At 28.8% G+C, this 19,923-nt stretch carries 14 protein-coding genes and 3 tRNA genes; 10 read left to right on the top strand and 7 right to left on the bottom strand.

The genetic code is table 11. The features are described from left to right. The first annotated feature begins 80 nt into the window (after positions 1–80). Positions 81–404 (top strand): PTS system regulator TmaR, encoded by a 324-nt coding sequence (tmaR, locus tag Bsans602_RS02390; protein WP_500836936.1) that lies wholly within the window; start codon positions 81–83, stop codon positions 402–404. 455 nt (positions 405–859) lie between these two features. After that, positions 860–1,837 carry an arabinose-5-phosphate isomerase GutQ gene (gene gutQ, locus Bsans602_RS02385; RefSeq protein ID WP_500836935.1) on the top strand — a complete coding sequence of 326 codons (978 nt, stop codon included), beginning with the start codon at positions 860–862 and terminating at the stop codon, positions 1,835–1,837. Between the two features lie 62 nt (positions 1,838–1,899). Here gutQ and Bsans602_RS02380 read toward each other — a convergent pair. After that, a tRNA-Asn gene (locus Bsans602_RS02380) sits at positions 1,900–1,972 on the bottom strand. A gap of 269 nt (positions 1,973–2,241) precedes the next feature. Here Bsans602_RS02380 and Bsans602_RS02375 point away from each other — a divergent pair. Next, positions 2,242–2,331, top strand: a tRNA-Ser gene (locus tag Bsans602_RS02375). Positions 2,332–2,872: 541 nt separating this feature from the next. Here Bsans602_RS02375 and Bsans602_RS02370 read toward each other — a convergent pair. Together Bsans602_RS02370 and mdtH are read right to left on the bottom strand one after the other, a co-directional pair. Next, a tRNA-Ser gene (locus Bsans602_RS02370) sits at positions 2,873–2,962 on the bottom strand. Between the two features lie 224 nt (positions 2,963–3,186). Beyond that, a complete protein-coding gene (mdtH, locus tag Bsans602_RS02365; RefSeq protein WP_500836934.1) occupies positions 3,187–4,410 on the bottom strand; it encodes a multidrug efflux MFS transporter MdtH in 1,224 nt (407 codons plus the stop codon). Between the two features lie 622 nt (positions 4,411–5,032). On the opposite strand from mdtH, the gene murJ reads away from it, so the two are divergent. Then, positions 5,033–6,574 carry a murein biosynthesis integral membrane protein MurJ gene (gene murJ / locus Bsans602_RS02360; RefSeq protein ID WP_500836933.1) on the top strand — a complete coding sequence of 514 codons (1,542 nt, stop codon included), beginning with the start codon at positions 5,033–5,035 and terminating at the stop codon, positions 6,572–6,574. Positions 6,575–6,621: 47 nt separating this feature from the next. Here the strand turns inward: murJ and argS are convergent, their stop codons facing one another. Further along, positions 6,622–8,367 carry an arginine--tRNA ligase gene (argS, locus tag Bsans602_RS02355; protein WP_500836932.1) on the bottom strand — a complete coding sequence of 582 codons (1,746 nt, stop codon included), beginning with the start codon at positions 8,365–8,367 and terminating at the stop codon, positions 6,622–6,624. A gap of 566 nt (positions 8,368–8,933) precedes the next feature. Between argS and aspS the strand changes: the two genes are divergently transcribed. Then, entirely contained in the window at positions 8,934–10,655 is a 1,722-nt protein-coding gene (aspS, locus tag Bsans602_RS02350; protein WP_500836931.1) for an aspartate--tRNA ligase, read from the top strand. 282 nt (positions 10,656–10,937) lie between these two features. Then, positions 10,938–12,296, top strand: a complete 1,359-nt coding sequence (gene mepM / locus Bsans602_RS02345) for a murein DD-endopeptidase MepM (protein WP_500836930.1) — start codon at positions 10,938–10,940, stop codon at positions 12,294–12,296. A 141-nt stretch (positions 12,297–12,437) separates the two neighbouring features. Here mepM and pyk read toward each other — a convergent pair whose 3' ends face one another. Further along, a complete protein-coding gene (gene pyk / locus Bsans602_RS02340; protein ID WP_500836929.1) occupies positions 12,438–13,880 on the bottom strand; it encodes a pyruvate kinase in 1,443 nt (480 codons plus the stop codon). 605 nt (positions 13,881–14,485) lie between these two features. On the opposite strand from pyk, the gene zwf reads away from it, so the two are divergent. The 4 genes from zwf (at position 14,486) to cspE (ending at position 17,790) form a co-directional block, all read left to right on the top strand. Then, complete coding sequence (gene zwf / locus Bsans602_RS02335; protein ID WP_500836928.1) at positions 14,486–15,970, top strand: glucose-6-phosphate dehydrogenase; 1,485 nt, start codon at positions 14,486–14,488, stop codon at positions 15,968–15,970. 244 nt (positions 15,971–16,214) lie between these two features. Continuing rightward, positions 16,215–17,156, top strand: a complete 942-nt coding sequence (gene htpX, locus Bsans602_RS02330; protein WP_500836927.1) for a protease HtpX — start codon at positions 16,215–16,217, stop codon at positions 17,154–17,156. Positions 17,157–17,389: 233 nt separating this feature from the next. Continuing rightward, positions 17,390–17,515 (top strand): hypothetical protein, encoded by a 126-nt coding sequence (locus Bsans602_RS02325; protein WP_500836926.1) that lies wholly within the window; start codon positions 17,390–17,392, stop codon positions 17,513–17,515. A gap of 65 nt (positions 17,516–17,580) precedes the next feature. Further along, a complete protein-coding gene (cspE, locus tag Bsans602_RS02320; protein WP_250232384.1) occupies positions 17,581–17,790 on the top strand; it encodes a transcription antiterminator/RNA stability regulator CspE in 210 nt (69 codons plus the stop codon). A gap of 360 nt (positions 17,791–18,150) precedes the next feature. On the opposite strand, the gene Bsans602_RS02315 is transcribed toward cspE, so the two are convergent. Together Bsans602_RS02315 and Bsans602_RS02310 are read right to left on the bottom strand one after the other, a co-directional pair. Next, complete coding sequence (locus Bsans602_RS02315; protein WP_500836925.1) at positions 18,151–19,017, bottom strand: PTS mannose transporter subunit IID; 867 nt, start codon at positions 19,015–19,017, stop codon at positions 18,151–18,153. A 17-nt stretch (positions 19,018–19,034) separates the two neighbouring features. After that, positions 19,035–19,850: a PTS mannose/fructose/sorbose transporter subunit IIC gene (locus Bsans602_RS02310; RefSeq protein WP_500836924.1), complete on the bottom strand. Its 816-nt coding sequence runs from the start codon at positions 19,848–19,850 to the stop codon at positions 19,035–19,037. Positions 19,851–19,923 lie beyond the last annotated feature (73 nt).

Genomic DNA, 19,923 nt, shown 5'->3' with positions numbered 1-19,923 from the left:
TTAAATTTTGATTTAGCCAAGTTGTAGAAACTATTATATTACGTGTATATTTTAAAATAAATATAGATAGGAGATGATTTATGAGCAATGATGTTAATAAATCGTTTTATGATGTATTGGAATTTGTCCGCATATTTCGTCGTAAAAATAAACTGCAACGAGAAATTATTGATAATGAAAAAAAAATTAGAGATAACCAAAAAAGAGTATTATTATTGGGTAATTTAAGTGATTATATTAAGACTGAAACATCTGTAGAAGGAATACAAGTTATTATTTCTAATATGCGTAATGATTATGAAGATCGAGTTGATGAATATATAATAAAAAATGCTGAATTATCAAAAGAGCGTCGTGAATTATCAAAAAAATTAAATGGTTTTAAAGAATCTACAGTTGATTAAATTTCATAGAAAATTGATTTATATTGAAATATTGATTTTGATTTATTTGTAATAAATTAATACATAGAAGTAGGATTTTATCTTTATATATAATGTAGTATTAGAGAGGGTAATGGGTTGATACAAATTATAAAGTTATGCTGCGTCTGTTATGTTATTATTATTAATTTAACGGAAGTATGATAGCGCAAGTCATCAATCTCAAAATGTTATTATTATGTAATATTTCAATATTTGATCAAAATATTTATGTATTTTTTGTTTTAATAATAAAGTATTATTATGTGTTTTAATTAGGTTTAATCAGGTAACTATAAGTACATTTTAAGTATTTATATTTTGTATAATATTCATAAAAATATATTTTTTTTGATGTGAATAGAAGAATTGAATTCATGTTGAATAATATAAATTATTTAATAGTGTTATAGTTTGAAATTGATTATTTAATAGTTATGGTAATAGTTAATGATGCAGTGCTACTAGAATTTGCTAAAGAAACTTTAGAAATCGAAATTAATGAAGCTCAAAGTATGTTGGGTAGATTAGATGAAAGCATTGTGTTCGCTTGTCATATATTATTGAATTGTACGGGAAAGGTTGTAGTTTCTGGTATAGGGAAGTCAGGCCATATTGGTAAAAAAATTGCCGCTTCTTTAGCAAGCACGGGTACTCCTGCTTTTTTTGTTCATCCTGCAGAAGCTTTGCATGGTGATTTAGGTATGATTGGAATGCAAGATGTAGTGATATTTATTTCTTATTCGGGTCGTGCCTGTGAAATAATTACTTTAATGCCATTTTTAGTAGAGAGCGGAATTCCTGTGATCGCATTTACTGGTGATGTTAATTCTCCTTTAGCTAAAGGAGCTACATGTGTGCTTAATATTAAAATAAAAAGAGAAGCGTGCCCTATGGAACTAGCTCCTACTTCTAGTACGGTTAATACTTTAATGATGGGGGACGCATTAACAATGGCTCTTATGAGATATAGAGGATTTAGTTTAGAAGAATTTGCTAGATCTCACCCAGGAGGTATATTAGGAGCTCAATTACTCAATTGCGTACATCATTTAATGCGTACTGGGGAACATATTTCAAAAGTTTTTTGGGAGGTGACAGTAATGGATGCGATGTTTGAATTAAGTCGTACTGGGCTTGGCTTGACCGCAGTATGTGATAATCATATTCGTGTTATAGGGGTGTTTACTGATGGAGATTTGAGACGTTGGATGGTTAAAGGTAAATCTCTTGATGATCCTATTGAAATTGCTATGACTAAACCTGGGTACTGTATTCCAAAAGAGTGGCGTGCCAGCGTAGCATTGAAGGCGTTGTATCGACGAAAAATAGCTGCAGCTCCAGTGGTGAATAAATCTGGGATATTGGTGGGTTCAATTAATATACATGATTTACATCAAGCTATAATAGAGTGAGCGGTTTAAATTTAATTTTAATGATTTTTTGAAATAACTAAAAGTATCTTTAATTATTTTGACTCCCCTGACTGGATTCGAACCAGTGACATACGGATTAACAGTCCGCCGTTCTACCAACTGAACTACAGAGGAATCAACAAATGAGATCTACAATACTATATGAATATATTTGATAATACAAGTGTTTAATGACAACTAGTTGAGCGAAAAAGATATTTAAATATGGTGGAAAGAATTGTATATACTATTTTATTAGTTTAACAGTTTGATCGTTTTTATCATCTTTTGTGATATTTTAATTTAAATATAATAAATCTATTATATTTAAATTAAAATAGGTGTGTTTGTATGTTTTTTCTATATATAAAAGAAAATAAAATTCTTTATATTTTCAACAATAGGGAGAGATGCCGGAGTGGTTGAACGGAGCGGTTTCGAAAACCGTTTTAAAGAAATAATATCTTTCAAGGGTTCGAATCCCTTTCTCTCCGTTATTTTAAGAGTATAAATATTAATACTATGTAATATTTGAATATTATATTGGAGTATGATGATTGATTTAAAATAATTAAATGATTGATAATGAGATTTATATTGATTTGTATGAGTTTTGTTTTTAATAACGTTAATGTATATAATATTATTATTACTATTTATTATAATATGTTGAAGATTATTTTTAATGTTTTATTGTAGATAAAAAATAAAAATAGATATTTATTCTATTTAGTGATGTCTCATGTATTTATATAATATAATTTATTTATGATTAATTTAAGGGATGATTGTATATTTTATGCTTTATGAAATAAATGTTATGGATTTAATGTATATATTTATAAAATATACGATTTTATTTTACATAGATTGCAAGAAGGTGGTTTATAAATATTATAAATAGAACAAAATGAATGTTATTTTGCTTGTTTAAGTAATTAAAGTTGGTTGTATTAGTAGTTTGAGGATATATATAAATTTTAATTTTTATAAAATGTAATAATTGATCGTAAATTTATATAATTACGATGATGACGGTGAGGAAGGGATTCGAACCCTTGATACATAAGTTGTATGTATACATGCTTTCCAGGCACGCTCCTTAAGCCACTCGGACACCTCACCATGCAAAAATAGACAAGAAACACTGTTGTGTGGAAGTATATATAATAATAGTATAGAATTTCGTTTATTTTATGTTGAATATGATGAATTAAATTAATCTGCTTGTGTGTTAGTATCAATTAAATTCATTAGTCTTGTAAATTCTAAAAATTAAAAATTCTTTGGTATCTTGAATGAATGATGTATATAAGATTATATTTTATATAAAAATTATGTATTATTAGTTATATTTTACGTTTCTTATCATTTTTATTATTAAGTAAAGATTGAAAGGAATAATATTTAAATTGAAAATATAATCCAAGTAAAGTAATTAAACCGATTATACTCAGAACGATCCAAGGTAATTGCATAAAATTTTGTGCTTTACCAATATCATATAACCATCCGCTACCGCTATAACCTACAGTACCTCCCAAAGCTAAACTTAGTTTACTAAAACCTATATAACTACTACGTGCCTTATAGTCTGTTAATAAAGCTCCTAAAGTTTCTCTCGCAGGTTCAGCAATAATAGAACCTATGTAAAACAAGCTAATTAGAATTAATAACATATGTAAGTTTTTTACTAACCCAATAGGAAATAAACTAACAATAATAGTTATTAGCCCTATCATCAAGCGTGTTTCCAATGTGAAATATTTTTCACTCCACCAAGTGATAGGAATAATTAATAGTAAAGATAAAATTGCTTCTATAATATACATCCATTTTATATATGATAGTTGTCCAGATACTTCATGTATACGAATAGGCAACATTAACATTACTTGAGCTGACAAGATATAATATCCGGTTAAGGTAAAAACATAAATTATAAATCTTTGATTATTAAGTACTTTTTTTACACCTTCCAATAATGAATCATGGGAACTAGAAATTTTGTATGCAGGTAATCGCCAGGCGTTAAAAACTCCAGCGATAAAAAATAATGTTGCTCCAGTAAAGCATACCAACTTAAAGTTATATTGTAATAACCACGTGCCTAACACAATACCTATTATAGCACACATGCTATCTTCTAGCATTAATATAGAGTAAAATCTCCCTAACTCCCATGGGCGAACTAATTTAATTACTAGCGCAGTACGTGGTGGATCAAATAACGTTCCACCTAATGCAGATAATATACATGATAAACATAATAATATAGGAGTATTTGCAATACTCATTATAATAAATCCTAAAGTACGCATAAATAATCCGGATACGATCATGGGTTTGGCGCCTAATTTATCAGCGAAGGCGCCGCTAAAAATTCCTAATCCTTGTTGAATAAATTGTCGTAATCCTAAAGCAAATCCTACTAAAAAAGCTCCCCATCCTAGTTGTTCGACAAAATATATTGAAATAAGTGGGAAAACAACATAAAAACCTATAACTACAAACATGTTATCTATAATTAAAAAATATTTACCTAGTCTTCTAGCTTGCGATATTGTATACATGGCTCCTCTTTTGTGTATTTTGTATATATTTTTATTTACTGTGTGTATTAAAAATATTTTTAATAGTTGTGTGTTTTTATTTTTAATCACTGTGTAAATTGACATGTATCTTATATTTTAATGAAACATTTGAATGTAATAATATTAATATTTGTATATGTTTATTTCTTATACATTTTATTTTAAATATAATACTTAATAATAAAAGTGATTATCTTTATTACAGGTTATTAATATGTGCAAATATTTGTGTTACACATAGTTAATCAAGTTTATGATTTCTTTAAAGAAAGCATTTTAAGCGGTCGTTTTATTTGTAAAATATACAGCATAAGAAATATGGTTGTTGTTACTAGTTATTTTTGATAAGTATCATGTTTTATGTACATCAATATATACATGATATTGTAACAGAGATATATGATAATTGTAGTATATATACACTGTATTAGTATTTTAAATAGATGATTTTTAAATAGAAAATATTTCTAAAATAACACTATTTTTGATAGAACTAATTGTTATGATTTTATTTAACTCAATGTAATTTTACATTTTGTGATAAAAATTGTGTTTATATAATACTATATTTATACTGAATTTTTGAAAATTTTTAAATATAATGAATCTGTTAAAGTTGCTGACTTCAATGAGTTTTATAACTATGTTGTCTCGTATTTTGGGTTTTATTAGAGATACCATGATAGCTCGAATGTTTGGCGCCGGTGTTATGACAGATGCATTTTTTATTGCTTTTAAATTACCTAATTTATTAAGACGTATTTTTGCTGAAGGAGTTTTTTATCAAGTTTTCCTGCCTATATTATCAGAATATCGATGTAGCGATAGTGAAGAAGAGACGCGGGTATTTATTTCTAAAGTATCTGGTACGTTAATATTTATTGTAACTATTGTAGTTGTTATTGGATTATTAATAGCACCTTGGGTTATTGCGGTTACTGCTCCAGGTTTTGATAGTTCTACAGAAAAATTTATTATGGCCATTAAAATGTTTAGAGTAATGTGTCCTTATATTTTATTAGCATCATTGACATCATTAATGGGGATTGTTTTAAATACTTTTAATTTTTTTTCAATACCATTGTTTACTCCAATTTTTTTGAATGTAAGTATGATCAGTTTTATGTTGTTTGCAGAGCATTTATATTCTCATATTCCTATTATGGGGTTAGCTTGGTCAGTTATTGTAGGAGGAGTACTACAGTGTGTTTATTGTGTGTTGTTTTTAAAAAAAGTTAACATGTTAGTTATTCCAAAAATGCAATTTTATAACCCTAGAGTATGTAGAGTATATAGATCAATGATTCCTGCTATAATTGCTGTTTCAAGCGGTCAGATATCATTAATTATCAATACTATTCTTGCTTCTTTTTTAAGTGATGGTTCTATTTCTTGGATGTATTACGCTGATAGATTAATGGAGTTACCTATTGGAGTTTTTGGTATAACGTTAACTACTATTTTATATCCATATTTGTCTCGTTTTATATCTAATAAAAATTATGAAGATTATTCTTGTTTGATGAATTGGGGTATTAAGTTATGTTTTATATTAAGTTTACCTAGTGCTGTTATTTTGGGAGTTTTGTCTGAACCGTTAATAACAACATTGTTTAAGTACGGAAAATTTTTGGAATTTGATGTACTAATGACACAATATTCTGTAATTGCGTATGCAATAGGACTACCTGGATTAATGTTAACTAAAATATTAACATCTGCTTTTTACACACGTCATGATGTTAAAACTCCAGTCCATATAATCGTCATTGTACTTACGTTTACTCAATTTGTAAATTTAATGTGCATTAATTCATTAAAGCATGTTGTTTTTTCTTTTTCTATTAGTTTGGGAGCATGGTTAAATGCAGGGTTATTATATTGGAAATTGAAAAAAAAGTATTTATTTCAATTACAATCTGGATGGTTACTTTTTTGTAGTCAATTGATTATTGCGCTTATTATAATGTGTGCAGTATGTTTGGGATTATTAATGTATATATCTGATTGGACACAAGGGCATATTTTTTATAGATTAATTAGAATGATAGTTGTTTTAATATTAGTTAGTAGTAGTTACTGCATAACGTTATGGTGTGTAGGTATTCGTTTAAAAGATTTTATTTTTTTAAGCAGAGAATAGTAAAAATTTGTTCCATTAAATAAAAGACGTGTGTATATAATATAATGTTACATATGTTTTACTGTTTTAATTCCTAGTAAATTTAATCCTTTTTTTAAAATACGAACAGTAATTGATGCTAATTTTAATCTACTGTATTTTACGTGCATATTCGTTACTTTAATAATTGAACAGTTTTCATAAAAAGAAGAAAACAATACAGATAATTTATATAAATAAGAACATAATATGTGAGGGGTTCCTTGATTTGCTACTATAGCGATTGTTTCTTCAAATTGAAGCAAGCAAATTGCTAACATTTTTTCTTCTTCAGTTTCTAATTGAATATCATTTTGTTTTAGTTGAGAATCTAGTTTTTTAGATCGTTCAAAAATAGAAAAAATTCTAGTACATGCATATTGTATATAAGGTGCAGTATTCCCCTCAAACCTTAACATATTATTCCAATCAAATATATAATTTATAATACGGTTTTTTGAGAGTTCAGAATATTTGATAGCACCAATACTAATAATATGCGCAAGTTTATTGATTTGAGCATATTTTAAATTAGAGTTTTTACTTAATATTAGTAAACGAGCGCGTCTTAAAGCTTCATCTAGTAATGTGTTTAATTTTAACGCATTACCAGATCGTGTTTTAAGTGGTTTTTTATCTCTTCCAAGCAGCATACCACACACGTGATGTTCTAATAGCACTGATTTATCTAGATAACCTGCTTTATGAGCAATTTCCTGTGCTTGCATTATATGTTGTTTTTGACGACTGTCAATATAGTAAATAATTCTATCAGCATGTAATATTTTGCAGCGATATTTTATGCATGCAATGTCAGTAGTACTATATAAGTAAGCTCCATCTTTTTTTTGAATCACTACTCCGAAAGGAATACCTTTTTTATTGGTATAATGTTTTAGAGGCACTACAATAGCCCCATTACTTGTGATCGCTAAGCCTTTATTTTTTAAATCTGATATAATCTTAGGAAGCATATTATTATAAAAACTTTCTCCCATGATATCTCTTTTTTTTAAAGTCACATTTAATCGCATGTATGTATTTTGATTATTTGATATAGAGATATCTACTAAATGTCGCCATATCTGACAGCAATATTTGTCTCCCTTTTGTAGTTTTAAAACATAACTTCGAGATAGTTCTGCAAAATCAGGATCAATTTCGTATATTTTTTTAGCTTCTTGATAAAAATGCTCTAGCGTAGATAATTGTATAGATTTTTTTAATAAAAATTCAGGCTTAATATTTTTTTCTATGTAAGCAATAAGCATACCAAATTGAGTACCCCAATCTCCTATATGATTAACTTTAATGACATTATGTCCTAGAAAGGATAATACACGAGCAACACTATCTCCTATAACAGTGGAACGTAAATGTCCAACATGCATTTCTTTTGCGATATTTGGACTAGAGTAATCAATAACGATGGTTTTTGGTGTAATCGGGGCAATACCTAAACGAGGCGCTGAAAAAATATTATTAATTTGATGGGATACCCATTTTGGATTTAAAAATATATTAATAAATCCTGGTTGTTCAATTTTTGTTGTTTGAGCGATGTCATCTAGATCTATAAGTTTTATAATTTTATTAGCAAGTTCTTCAACAGGAAGATTTAATTCTTTGGAAACAGTTATCAATCCATTAACTTGATAGTCCCCAAATTTTTTCTTTTTTGATTGTTGTATTTGTATTAGATTAGAAATGGGTTTATTCGTAATTAATAATAGAGCTTGGTTTATTTTTTTTAATAAAAATGTCTGAATATTCATATAGATATTTCAAAAATATATTATCTAATAATATTAGATAATATATTAATTTCTAGTAATGTAAATTACAAATTGATTCTATAATTACAAAATATATTTTTGGATTATGTTTTATTCATTGAATATGTTTGTTATGTTGGATGGTCACTAAGTTAGATCAAAATTATTTTGAATACTAATGAAATAACAATTATATATGTAAGGAATATAATACACTTTATTTGTGAAGAATTGAGGAGGTTAACTTTAATTTGAGTAGGAGATTTATTCCAATTTTAATTAAATTTATTTACATTATTATTTTACGATAATACATAATTTTTGTTAAATATCGAGATATTACTTCATTGGAAGATTAACATAAGTTAGGATTGATTTTAATATATTTACGTGTGGTTTAGAATGGGTGTTTTGTAATTTTAAGACATGATTAATATAACATCAGACAATGATTTTATTTTTATAAATTATTAAAATTATTATATTATATATAATACAACGTTTTTGATATTCAATGTGTTAAATATACTTTATGTAATTAAATATTCATGATTAGAGGGATTCATATGCGTACTGCATATTGTGGGCAATTAAATTTGTCCCATGTTGGATTGGAAGTTACATTATGTGGCTGGGTAAGTAAATATCGTAATCTCGGCGGGTTGATATTTATTGATTTACGTGACAGAGAAGGATATATACAAGTATGTTTTGATGTGAATCAAAACAAAAAAATGTGTATATTTGCAACTGCATTGAAACAAGAATTTTGTATTCAGTTAACAGGCATGGTTCGTGCTCGTCCTAAAAATCAAATTAATAGCAATATGTGTACTGGTGCTATTGAAATAGCTGCAAAAAATTTTATTATTCTTAATACTTCTGATCCATTACCATTAGATATTAATCATAATAACATTGAAGAAAATAGATTAAAATATCGTTATCTTGATTTAAGACGTCCAATTATGTTACATCGTATGAAAATTCGATCGCGTATCATATCAATTGTTCATCGTTTTATGGAATTAGAAGGATTTTTAAATATTGAAACGCCAATGTTAACAAAAGTTACTCCAGAAGGTTCGCGTAATTATATTGTGCCTAGTAGGCTACATATAGGTAAAAATTATGCTTTGCCTCAGTCACCTCAGATATTTAAGCAATTATTAATGATTGCTGGATTTGATAGGTATTATCAAATTACTAAATGTTTTAGAGATGAGGATTTACGTGCAGATCGTCAACCAGAGTTTACCCAAATAGATATTGAAACTTCTTTTATGTCTGCGCAAAAAATACGAGAACTTATGGAGGTTTTTATTCGTATTATCTGGCGTGAAATTTTAGATGTGGAATTAGGAACATTCCCTCAGTTGACGTATTCTGAAGTAATTCAACGTTTTGGATCTGATACTCCAGATTTAAGAAATCCAATAGAAATAGTTGATATATCATATTTATTTAAGTTAAGCCAAAATAGACCGATTTTTATTAGAACAAATAATATTGATATACAGGTAGCAGTGATGAAAGCGCCTAATGGCAGTAAATTGACACAAAGACAGATTAATAAATATATTTACTACGCCAAAAAATGTGGTCTGCAGGAATTAATGTGGATGAAGGTGCAATATAATAATGGTAATGCTAAAAAAGAAATTAACGGACCAGTGATTGACTTTTTAGATAATTCGGTATTGGATACTATTTTAGAAAAAACTAATACTAAAAGTGGTGATATTTTATTTTTTGGATTTAGTGAAGATCAAAATAAATCTGTTACAAAAATATTAAGCCCTTTAAGATCAAAATTAGGCAATGATCTTTGTTTAATTAAAAAAGATTCTTGGGCTCCATTATGGATAACAGATTTTCCGATGTTTAGAAAAGATAACTATGGGCAACTTGTATCCATGCATCATATTTTTACTTCTCCAAAAAATTGTGATGTTCATGCTTTACAGAAAGATCCGTTATTAGCGATTTCAGAAGCTTATGATATGGTTGTTAATGGGTGTGAAATTGGTAGTGGGTCGGTTCGCATTCATTCATGTGATATACAACAAGCAGTGTTTAACATTTTAGGTATTGCTCAAAATGAACAGCAAAAAAAATTTGGATATTTAATGAATGCTTTGAAATATGGAGCGCCTCCACATGCTGGTTTAGCATTTGGTTTAGATCGTTTAACTATGTTGTTAACTGGAGTCAATAGTATTCGAGAGGTTATTGCTTTTCCTAAAACTACAGCAGCAGTAGATTTAATGGTTAATGCGCCTGATTAATATGTTGAATTAAGTAGTTGGTTTAGTGCCATAGCATTTTATGTAGTGTATCTGTCAGTTATACTTTAAAAAGTGTTTAAGAGGAGTATCTCTAGTTATTTTAAAATATAAAAGTAATACGTAGAATATTTAGGTTCATGTTATTTTAAGTAGATTTATAAGCAACATGATTTTTTAAAAGGTAGTATTATTAATATTAAAGTGTTTATTCTTTTTATATTTTTTAAGTTTTATTAAGAATTATTTTATTTGTTAGAAATCGTAATATAAGGCTATTAATTAGTGTGTAGTATTATAGTTCGTTCCATTAAGTTATTATATCGTTATTTCTATAAGTGTTATTTTATAATGTCATCTATATTACTATTAATTATTATAGTTATGACTGTTTGGAACTTTTTTGTTCCATGTGTATTAAATGAAAGCAAAAAAAAAATTAATAAGGAATTTTATTTAAAGAAAGATGAGTCTCATAAATCTGAAATTGTAAAAAATGGAAAATTTTGCAATAGCACAATGATGTATTTCAATACTTTAAAGAAGCACCTATGTTTTAATAAATTATCAGAAGAAATAAATATTTATAGTTATATAGTACGTCAGGATGATGTTTTAAGTGAAATTTTACTAAAATATAGTAGTAATGGTGTTGATACTTCTGGGATTTCACTGTTATTGCAACAATATCCAATACTCAGGAAGTTAGAAACAGGACAAATACTTTCTTGGATGACAATTACAAAAAAAAAATTGCAGTATTTGGTTTGGGATATTTTTCCACAGGAAACTCGTGTATATAATCGGAGGCATGCTGGTTTTACAGAAGGCGTTATTAGAATTGTAAATCAATTAAATAATAGTTTATATTCTGCAATTTTATTTATAGGTGAATTAAATGGAACATTTATCGACAGCGCTCGTTCTTTAGGTATAGAAGAAAACTATATTGTAGATATAAGCAATGCATTACAATATCAATTAGATTTTCGTAAATTGCACCAAGGGGATAGATTTGCAGTATTAATATCAATAATGATGGATAGCAGTCATAATATTAAAAGTAAATTACTCGGGGCAAGATTATACACTTCTGGTAAAAATTATTATATATTTCGCGCAAATAATGGTAAATTTTATGACCGGGAGGCTGTGAGAGTAGAAGGAAATTTTATACGATATCCTACATTACAACCATTTCGCATATCTTCTAATTTTAATTTAAATAGATTAAATCCTGTAACTGGACAAGTGTCTCCCCATGCCGGGGTTGATTTTGCTGTTCCTGTTGGTACTCCAGTTTTTTCGGTAGGAGATGGAGAGGTGATGGTAAGTACATATAGTAAAATTGCCGGTAATTATATAACAATTAGACATAGCTGTCATTGTATAACTCGATATATGCATTTGAAAAAGTTACTAGTTATACCTGGACAAAAAATTAAACGAGGCGACAATATAGCATTATCTGGTAATACAGGTCGATCAACAGGCCCTCATTTGCATTTTGAAATATGGATTAATCATCGTCCTGTGAATCCATTAACTACTAAGATTTTAAATATTGATAAATTATTAGGTAATGAACGTATAATATATTTAAATCAAGTAAAAGATATTATTCCAAAACTATGTTTTAATTAGATACATAGTTTACTATGGTTATTATTAATAACGAGGATCTGCATTTAATGCATCAGTAAATATTTTAAATGTTGTATAGTTATAGTAGAGATGGATGTATATATTTCTAAATTAGCTTACAGAGGTATAAAATGAGGATGATTATTCTACTTGTAAGATATGACTTATATTCATCATATCGCATTTATTGTACACGTTGTTTTGTATCATAACTACTAATTCACCAGACATTAGAAATCCCTTGTCACGTAATAAATTTTTGGCATATTTGGCATCCATCACATTATCGCCTGTTCGATTAAAATAAATAGGAATAACTCCTTTATAAAGAGTGACTGTATGTAAGGTACTTTTTTGTTGAGATAATGCAAAAATAGGTAATTTTGAGTTGATGCGAGACATCAATAATGATGTGTGTTCGAATTCAGTAAGAGCGATAACAGCACTTACTCCTTTTAAGTGATTAGCAGTATACATCGCCGACATAGCTATAATTTCTTCGACGCTATTGAATTTTTTTTGATTATTATGTGTTAAAAAATTGACGTTTGAAATCTTTTCTGCGCCTAAGCAGACATTTGCTACTGTTGCTACAGTTTCAGATGGATATTGACCTGTAGCAGTTTCAGCGGATAACATAACTGCATCAGTACCATCTAATACTGCATTAGCTACATCCATTACTTCTGCACGAGTAGGCATAGAATTATTAACCATAGATTCCATCATTTGGGTTGCAGTAATTACTGCTCGATTAAGAGCACATGCTCTTTTTATTATTTTTTTTTGAATACCTACTAACTCTGGTTCCCCAATTTCTACTCCTAAATCTCCCCTAGCTACCATAACTGCATCTGATGCATAAATAATATCATCTATTGTTTCGTCGGATGCAACTACTTCTGCGCGTTCTATTTTAGAAATAATTTTTGCGTGACTACCAGCATTTGCAACTAATTTTCGTGCAAAATTTAAATCTATACTACTACGTGGAAATGATATCGCTAGGTAGTCAACTCCAATTTCGGCTGCAGTCATAATATCGATTTTATCTTTATTTGTTAATACTTTTGCTGAAAGTCCACCTCCTAATTTGTTTAGTCCTTTTTTATTAGTTAAAATACCTCCAGTAATTACTTTAGTATAAATTTTAGTGTTATGGATTGTAATGACTTTTAGTTGAATTTTTCCATCATCTAATAAAAGTAGATCTCCTGAACGTACGTCTTGTGCTAGTTCCTCATAGTCAACGCCTATGCATTTATAATCATCTATATTGTTTGTCAGCATAGCATCAATCAAAAAGTTATCTCCAGATTTTAGGTATATTTTATTACCTTGAAAAGTTGAGATACGGATTTTAGGGCCTTGTAAATCTCCAAGAATAGCGACATATCTGCTTAGTTTCGAAGCAATCTCACGTACTTTTTTTGCACGGATAAAATGTTCTTTTGTTTCTCCGTGAGAAAAATTTAGTCGTACTATATTTGTCCCTGAAACAATTATTTTCTCAAGGTTGTTATCCTTATCTGTGGCAGGTCCTAGAGTGGCGATAATTTTAGTTCTTCTCAATTGGCGAGGCATATAATAATTCCCTATGGACTTACATATAAACAACAAATATTAAAGAATGATAAATAATCATCATATTATTATGTATAATAATCTTCATTATTTTATATGAAATCTTAATATGTTATATGGTAGTTTGATACATAATATAATATCTATTTTAAATATCTATAAGATAATTTGTTAATTTTTATAGAAAATATTAGTAGTGTAGTGGTATGACTGAATTTAATGTTAGAATTTCGTAATTAACTATGTCAGCTAAACATGGCAATGTTCTAGTTGCAAGTAGATGTCATTATCTTTAGATAGATAAATTCTTTAATTATAAATAAATTTGTGATACGGTAATTTAGTTATGATGGATAGATATTATGCCTATTTACGATAATATTTAAATATATAAAGTTTTTTAGAATACGTAGTTTTAATTACATATTTTAAAATTATGTTGATACTTGTTACACAAGGATAATGTCTAATAGACGCTATATATTATATTTAATTGTGGGCTTTTGATTCGATGTTCAATTGACGTATCTACGTTTATTTAAGTCACTTACGTCTATATTGTAATTAAATATAACAATCATCAACTAACATATCAGAGAAGGAATATGCAAGCCACATCTATTACTCAAGCATGTAATTTAATTATTTTTGGAACTAAAGGTGATTTAACGCGTAGAAAATTGTTTCCATCATTATATCAATTAGAAAAAATAGGCGCCATTCATCCTGATACACGTATTATAGGAGTAGGTCGTGCAGAATGGAGCCTTGTTATGTATATAGAAGTTGTATATGCTTCTTTAAAAAAATTTATGAAAGATCCTATTGACGAATCTTTGTGGTGTATTTTTAGAGAACGACTTGATTTTTGTAATTTAGATGTACATCACACTGAACAATTTGTTCATTTATTGGATAAATTACGGAATATAGATATAGTAACAGTAAATTATTTAGCTACCCCACCTGATACTTTTGGTGTTATATGTAAAGGATTAAGTACCATCGGGTTAAATAAGAAATCAAATCGTATAGTTATAGAAAAACCCTTGGGTACTAATTTGGATTCTGCTCGTATTATTAACGCACAGATATCAAAATATTTTGAAGAGAGACAAATTTATCGTATCGATCATTATTTAGGAAAAGAAACAGTTTTAAATTTGTTAGCGTTGCGTTTCGCAAATTATTTATTTTCTTCAAATTGGGATAATAGTACTATTGATCACGTGCAAATTACTGTAGCGGAGGAAGTAGGTATTGAAGGTCGTTGGGGTTATTTTGATTCGATAGGTCAAATGCGTGATATGATACAAAGTCATTTGTTACAGATTTTGACTATTATAGCTATGTCTCCCCCATCTAATTTAAGTGCTGATTGTATTCGAGATGAGAAGGTTAAAGTACTTCGATCATTGCGGAGAATTGATTGTAATAATATACATAATGTTACAGTTCGTGGACAGTATACGTCTGGTTTTATTCATGGAAAGCCAGTCCCAGGTTATTTAGAAGAAAAGGGAGCCAATAAGAGTAGTAATACTGAGACATTTGTATCTATTTGTGTTAATATAGACGATTGGCGTTGGGCCGGTGTTCCATTTTATTTGCGTACTGGAAAGAGATTACCAACGAAATGTTCTGAAATTGTAATTTTTTTTAAAAAGCCAGTGATTAATTTATTTCCTGATTCATATCAAGATTTACCTAATAATAAGTTGACTATTCGATTACAACCAGATGAAGGTATAGATGTTCAGATTTTGAATAAAATACCTGGATTAGGTCATGAGCATCAGTTACAAGTTACTAAATTAAATTTGAGTTTTTATAAAACTTTTTGTCCAGATCACATAGTTGATGCATATGAGCGTTTATTGTTAGAAACAATGCGTGGGATTCAAGCATTATTTGTTCGTCATGATGAAATAGAAGGAGCTTGGAAATGGGTCGATTCTATCATACAATCTTGGGAATTAGAAAATAATGTACCAAAGCTTTACCAAGCTGGTACTTGGGGGCCTGTAGATTCGATGACTATGATTGCTAAAGATGGTCGTTTTTGGAATGAATATAAATTATGTACGTAATTAATTTTTCATACATGGTAGTCATTATTAATTTTTTAATATTGTTAATTAATAAAGTTTTGAATTTGTATTTTTTATATAAGAATATGTATATTACAATTGGACCTTTTAGATTGTGTTCAATATTGAAGTACAAATATATGTGTTTTATGTAAGGAATTATTTAAAAATTAAGAAGGATGATGTTATAGTAAAGTGATGTCTGAATATTTTGGTCTTTTGTTAAAGAGGAAAATTATTTTTTATGGTACGTGTCATATTATTTGTAATTACCAATTTGTCGGTAATGATATTATTTGGTAGTGTATTAAGTTTGTTGGGGTTTTGGTCTTCTGCTACATTTGGGTTAATCAGAATGGCTGGAATATTTGGTTTTGGGGGCGCTATTATTTCTTTATTGTTGTCAAAATCTGTAGCTTTATCTATGGTTAATGGTGTAATTATTAATAAAGCGTCTAACGATATGGAAAATTGGTTATTAAAAATAATACATAAACAGGCCAATAAATTAGATATTGTTGCGCCACAATTAGCTGTTTATGATTCTATGGATATGAATGCTTTTGCTACAGGAGCACGAAAAAATGCAGCATTAATAGCAGTTAGCACTGGTCTTTTAAAAAACATGAAGCAAGAATCAATTGAAGCTGTTATTGCTCATGAAATGAATCATATTTCTTCTGGTGATATGATTACTATGACTCTTATTCAAGGCGTAGTCAATACTTTTGTCATTTTTATATCACGTAGTCTTGCTAAATTGGTTTCTTATTGGACTTCATTTATGAATGATCAAGATCATGAACCATTTGATACTAATAATTATCGTTATGAAGATATTAATAGTTCTTTAACGTATGTTGTCATATCTGCTCTTTTAGAGATTTTATTTGGCATGTTTGCAAGCGTAATTGTGTTTTGGTTTTCTCGCCATCGTGAATTTTATGCAGATGCTGGGTCTGCTAAATTAGTAGGCTGTAAAAATATGATTTCTGCTTTACAAGAGTTAAAATGTAGTCATGAGCCTAAAACATCTGCATCTAATAGCATTGCTACGTTGTATATTAATAGTGTAAAAAAAAATACTTTTATAAGCGATTTATTTGCATCTCATCCTTCTTTAGATAAACGAATAGAAGCGTTGCAACGTGGCACTTATTTAAATAAGTCGTCTTATTTATTCTAAGTGAATTATATGTTTTATTTATTTTATAAAGTGGTTGATTTATGAGGTTTTGCGCATCATACTATCATATGATTTGCAAAATAAAAAATAAATGTTACTATGCAAACAGAGTTTAGTTGAATTAAACTTTTTTGTAAATGTATTTATTCTTCATATAAAAATGATTTGCAAGAATAAAGAAATTTACGTGTATTATTGATTAATATCATATAATTATATGATCATATAATTATATGATAAGGTATCAGGTAAACCGAGATATGCTTCCGTATGTAAGTGGTATGTTGATAAATTCAGAAGAAGTATTGTTATGTATGAATAATATAATTTCCTCTTATTTGAATGTTTCACGAGAATAATAACTCTGGTTTGTCTTTTAATCGCTGTTACGGCAAATGTAAACACTCTAAAGGAAATACGTAATATGGCAAAAATTAAAGGTCAAGTAAAGTGGTTTAATGAGTCTAAAGGTTTTGGTTTTATTACACCGTCAGATGGTAGTAAGGATGTTTTTGTGCATTTTTCTGCTATTCAAGGAAACGGATTTAAGACTTTATCTGAAGGGCAAAGCGTAGAATTCGAAATTCAGGATGGACACAAAGGCCCATCTGCTGTTAACGTGACGACTTTATAAATGTATGTTGTTTAGTACTTTATAATATAATTAAGGGTATTAAAGGTATAAGGTGGTGTAAAAAGGATATTATACTAAATAAACAGCGGTGAGTATCATGGTATACCAAATTTACTGTTGATATATGAAATCATAGTACCTTAATTTTTAAGGTGTAAAAATTATATATAGAGCTCTATATATGTAGTATTGATGTGTTAATTTAGTAATTTTGGCGGAGATATAAAAAGTGTATAATGGTTTACTGCTGTATCCATGTGAGTAAGGTAAGGCTACAAAAAATAGAACCTGATTAAAATTTTAATCAGGTTCTATTTTTTGTAGCCTTACCTTACTCACTCACCGTGTTAGTGTAATTTTTTAAAGACCTAATAGTCCAATCCAGTATCCAAAAATTCCAATTCCAAAAAATCCTATAATAATCCATAGTGCATTTATTTTGTTGTTTAGAAGCCACATACAAGCAAATGTTAGTAATAAAGGAATAAATCCAGGCATGAGTTGGTCTAAAATATTTTGTACAGTTGTAACCACTGTATTTCCATCATTATCAGTAAGTTTAGAAAGTACATATGGAACATTTACATGTGTCCATTTATTAACTAATGCCCCCATAATAAATAAGCCTAAAATTGAAGAGCCTTCTGTTAGTTTTTTTAAAACCCCTCCTTTCATATCATTAACAATACTTACTCCTTTCTTATAACCGTATATAATTCCATAATAACGAGTGGCTAATCTAGTTATGTTAAATAGAACAAAAAACAGACATGGACCTAATAGATTTCCACTCATAGCGATGCCTGCCCCTAAGGCAGCAAACACTGGCCTAGCGGTTCCCCAAAATATTGGATCACCTACTCCAGCAAGAGGCCCCATTAATCCTATTTTTAAACCATTAATGGAAGCATTATCTATAGTAGCAGCACCATTAGCTTTTTCTTCTTCCATAGCCATGGTAACACCTAATATAGGAGCGGCGACATAAGGATGTGTATTAAAGAATTCTAAATGTCGTTTAATTGCTTCTTTTTGATTTTCGCTGTATTTAGGATATAAACGTTTAATTATTGGAATCATAGTAAAACAAAATCCTAATGCTTGCATACGCTCAAAGTTCCAAGATCCTTGAAAAAGATTAGAACGAATGAAAGCTGCGCGTATATCACTTTTTCTTAATTTTATTATTTTTGTTTTAGTATGGATTTTTTTAGGATTATTAGTCATTATAATTACCTATCTGTCTAGTCTAATTCGTCATCAAGTTTGTTGTTTTTAATTTGAATAGTTTTTGGATCAGGGAGATTTTTTTGTGAAATTTGATTATATTGTGGAGATAATTGAATATATAGGATCGCCATAATCACACCAATAATACCTAATGCAACTAAATTAAATTCAGTGAATGCTGTGATAACAAATCCTAGAAAAAAAAATGGCATTAGATATCCAGTACGCATCATATTAATAACCATTGCATAACCAACTACAACAATAATGCCTCCGGCAATATTTAACCCATTAGTTATTGTTTCTGGGATTGCGTGAAGCATATGATGTACAGTTTCAGTTCCAACTGAAATTCCAACAATAGTAGCTGGAATTGCAACACGCATAGCCTGCAGCATAAGGGCTGTGATATGAATCCAATTTAAAATTGTTAAATTACAGCGTTCTGCTGCTGTATCAGCAGCATGTTGGAATGCTACAGTAATAGTACGTACAATAATGGTTAATACTTGTCCGGCAGCAGCTAATGGAATTGCTAAAGCAATTCCTGCTCCAATAGGCTGTTGTCCCATAATTACTAAAATGGTGGAAATAATTGACGCTAAGGCGGTATCAGGTGCTACGGCAGCTCCTATGTTCATCCACCCCAGCGCTATCATTTCTAATGTTCCTCCAATAATGATCCCAGTTTTTATGTCTCCTAAGATCAAACCAATTAATGTACATGCTATTAATGGTCTATGACATTGAAATTCGTCAAGTATTGAGCCCATTCCGATAATGCAAGATATAATAAATAATAAAACAATTTGAAGTGTGTTAATTTCCATTTCATTTTTCCTGAAAATATGAAAATAAAATATTTTATTAATATAATTTTCATATGAATTTATTAAGTAATAT

It is taken from the genome of Candidatus Blochmannia sansabeanus (nom. nud.) (assembly GCF_059935345.1).
This window is presented reverse-complemented; position numbering and strand designations above follow the sequence as displayed.

What these genes read in the sequence shown, in the direction of transcription:
- tmaR (WP_500836936.1), top strand. Translation starts at nt 81, where the DNA reads ATGAGCAATGATGTTAATAAATCGTTTTATGATGTATTGGAATTTGTC.
- gutQ (WP_500836935.1), top strand. Translation starts at nt 860, where the DNA reads ATGGTAATAGTTAATGATGCAGTGCTACTAGAATTTGCTAAAGAAACT.
- mdtH (WP_500836934.1), bottom strand. Translation starts at nt 4,410, where the DNA reads ATGTATACAATATCGCAAGCTAGAAGACTAGGTAAATATTTTTTAATT.
- murJ (WP_500836933.1), top strand. Translation starts at nt 5,033, where the DNA reads ATGAATCTGTTAAAGTTGCTGACTTCAATGAGTTTTATAACTATGTTG.
- argS (WP_500836932.1), bottom strand. Translation starts at nt 8,367, where the DNA reads ATGAATATTCAGACATTTTTATTAAAAAAAATAAACCAAGCTCTATTA.
- aspS (WP_500836931.1), top strand. Translation starts at nt 8,934, where the DNA reads ATGCGTACTGCATATTGTGGGCAATTAAATTTGTCCCATGTTGGATTG.
- pyk (WP_500836929.1), bottom strand. Translation starts at nt 13,880, where the DNA reads ATGCCTCGCCAATTGAGAAGAACTAAAATTATCGCCACTCTAGGACCT.
- zwf (WP_500836928.1), top strand. Translation starts at nt 14,486, where the DNA reads ATGCAAGCCACATCTATTACTCAAGCATGTAATTTAATTATTTTTGGA.
- htpX (WP_500836927.1), top strand. Translation starts at nt 16,215, where the DNA reads ATGGTACGTGTCATATTATTTGTAATTACCAATTTGTCGGTAATGATA.
- Bsans602_RS02325 (WP_500836926.1), top strand. Translation starts at nt 17,390, where the DNA reads ATGATAAGGTATCAGGTAAACCGAGATATGCTTCCGTATGTAAGTGGT.
- cspE (WP_250232384.1), top strand. Translation starts at nt 17,581, where the DNA reads ATGGCAAAAATTAAAGGTCAAGTAAAGTGGTTTAATGAGTCTAAAGGT.
- Bsans602_RS02315 (WP_500836925.1), bottom strand. Translation starts at nt 19,017, where the DNA reads ATGACTAATAATCCTAAAAAAATCCATACTAAAACAAAAATAATAAAA.
- Bsans602_RS02310 (WP_500836924.1), bottom strand. Translation starts at nt 19,850, where the DNA reads ATGGAAATTAACACACTTCAAATTGTTTTATTATTTATTATATCTTGC.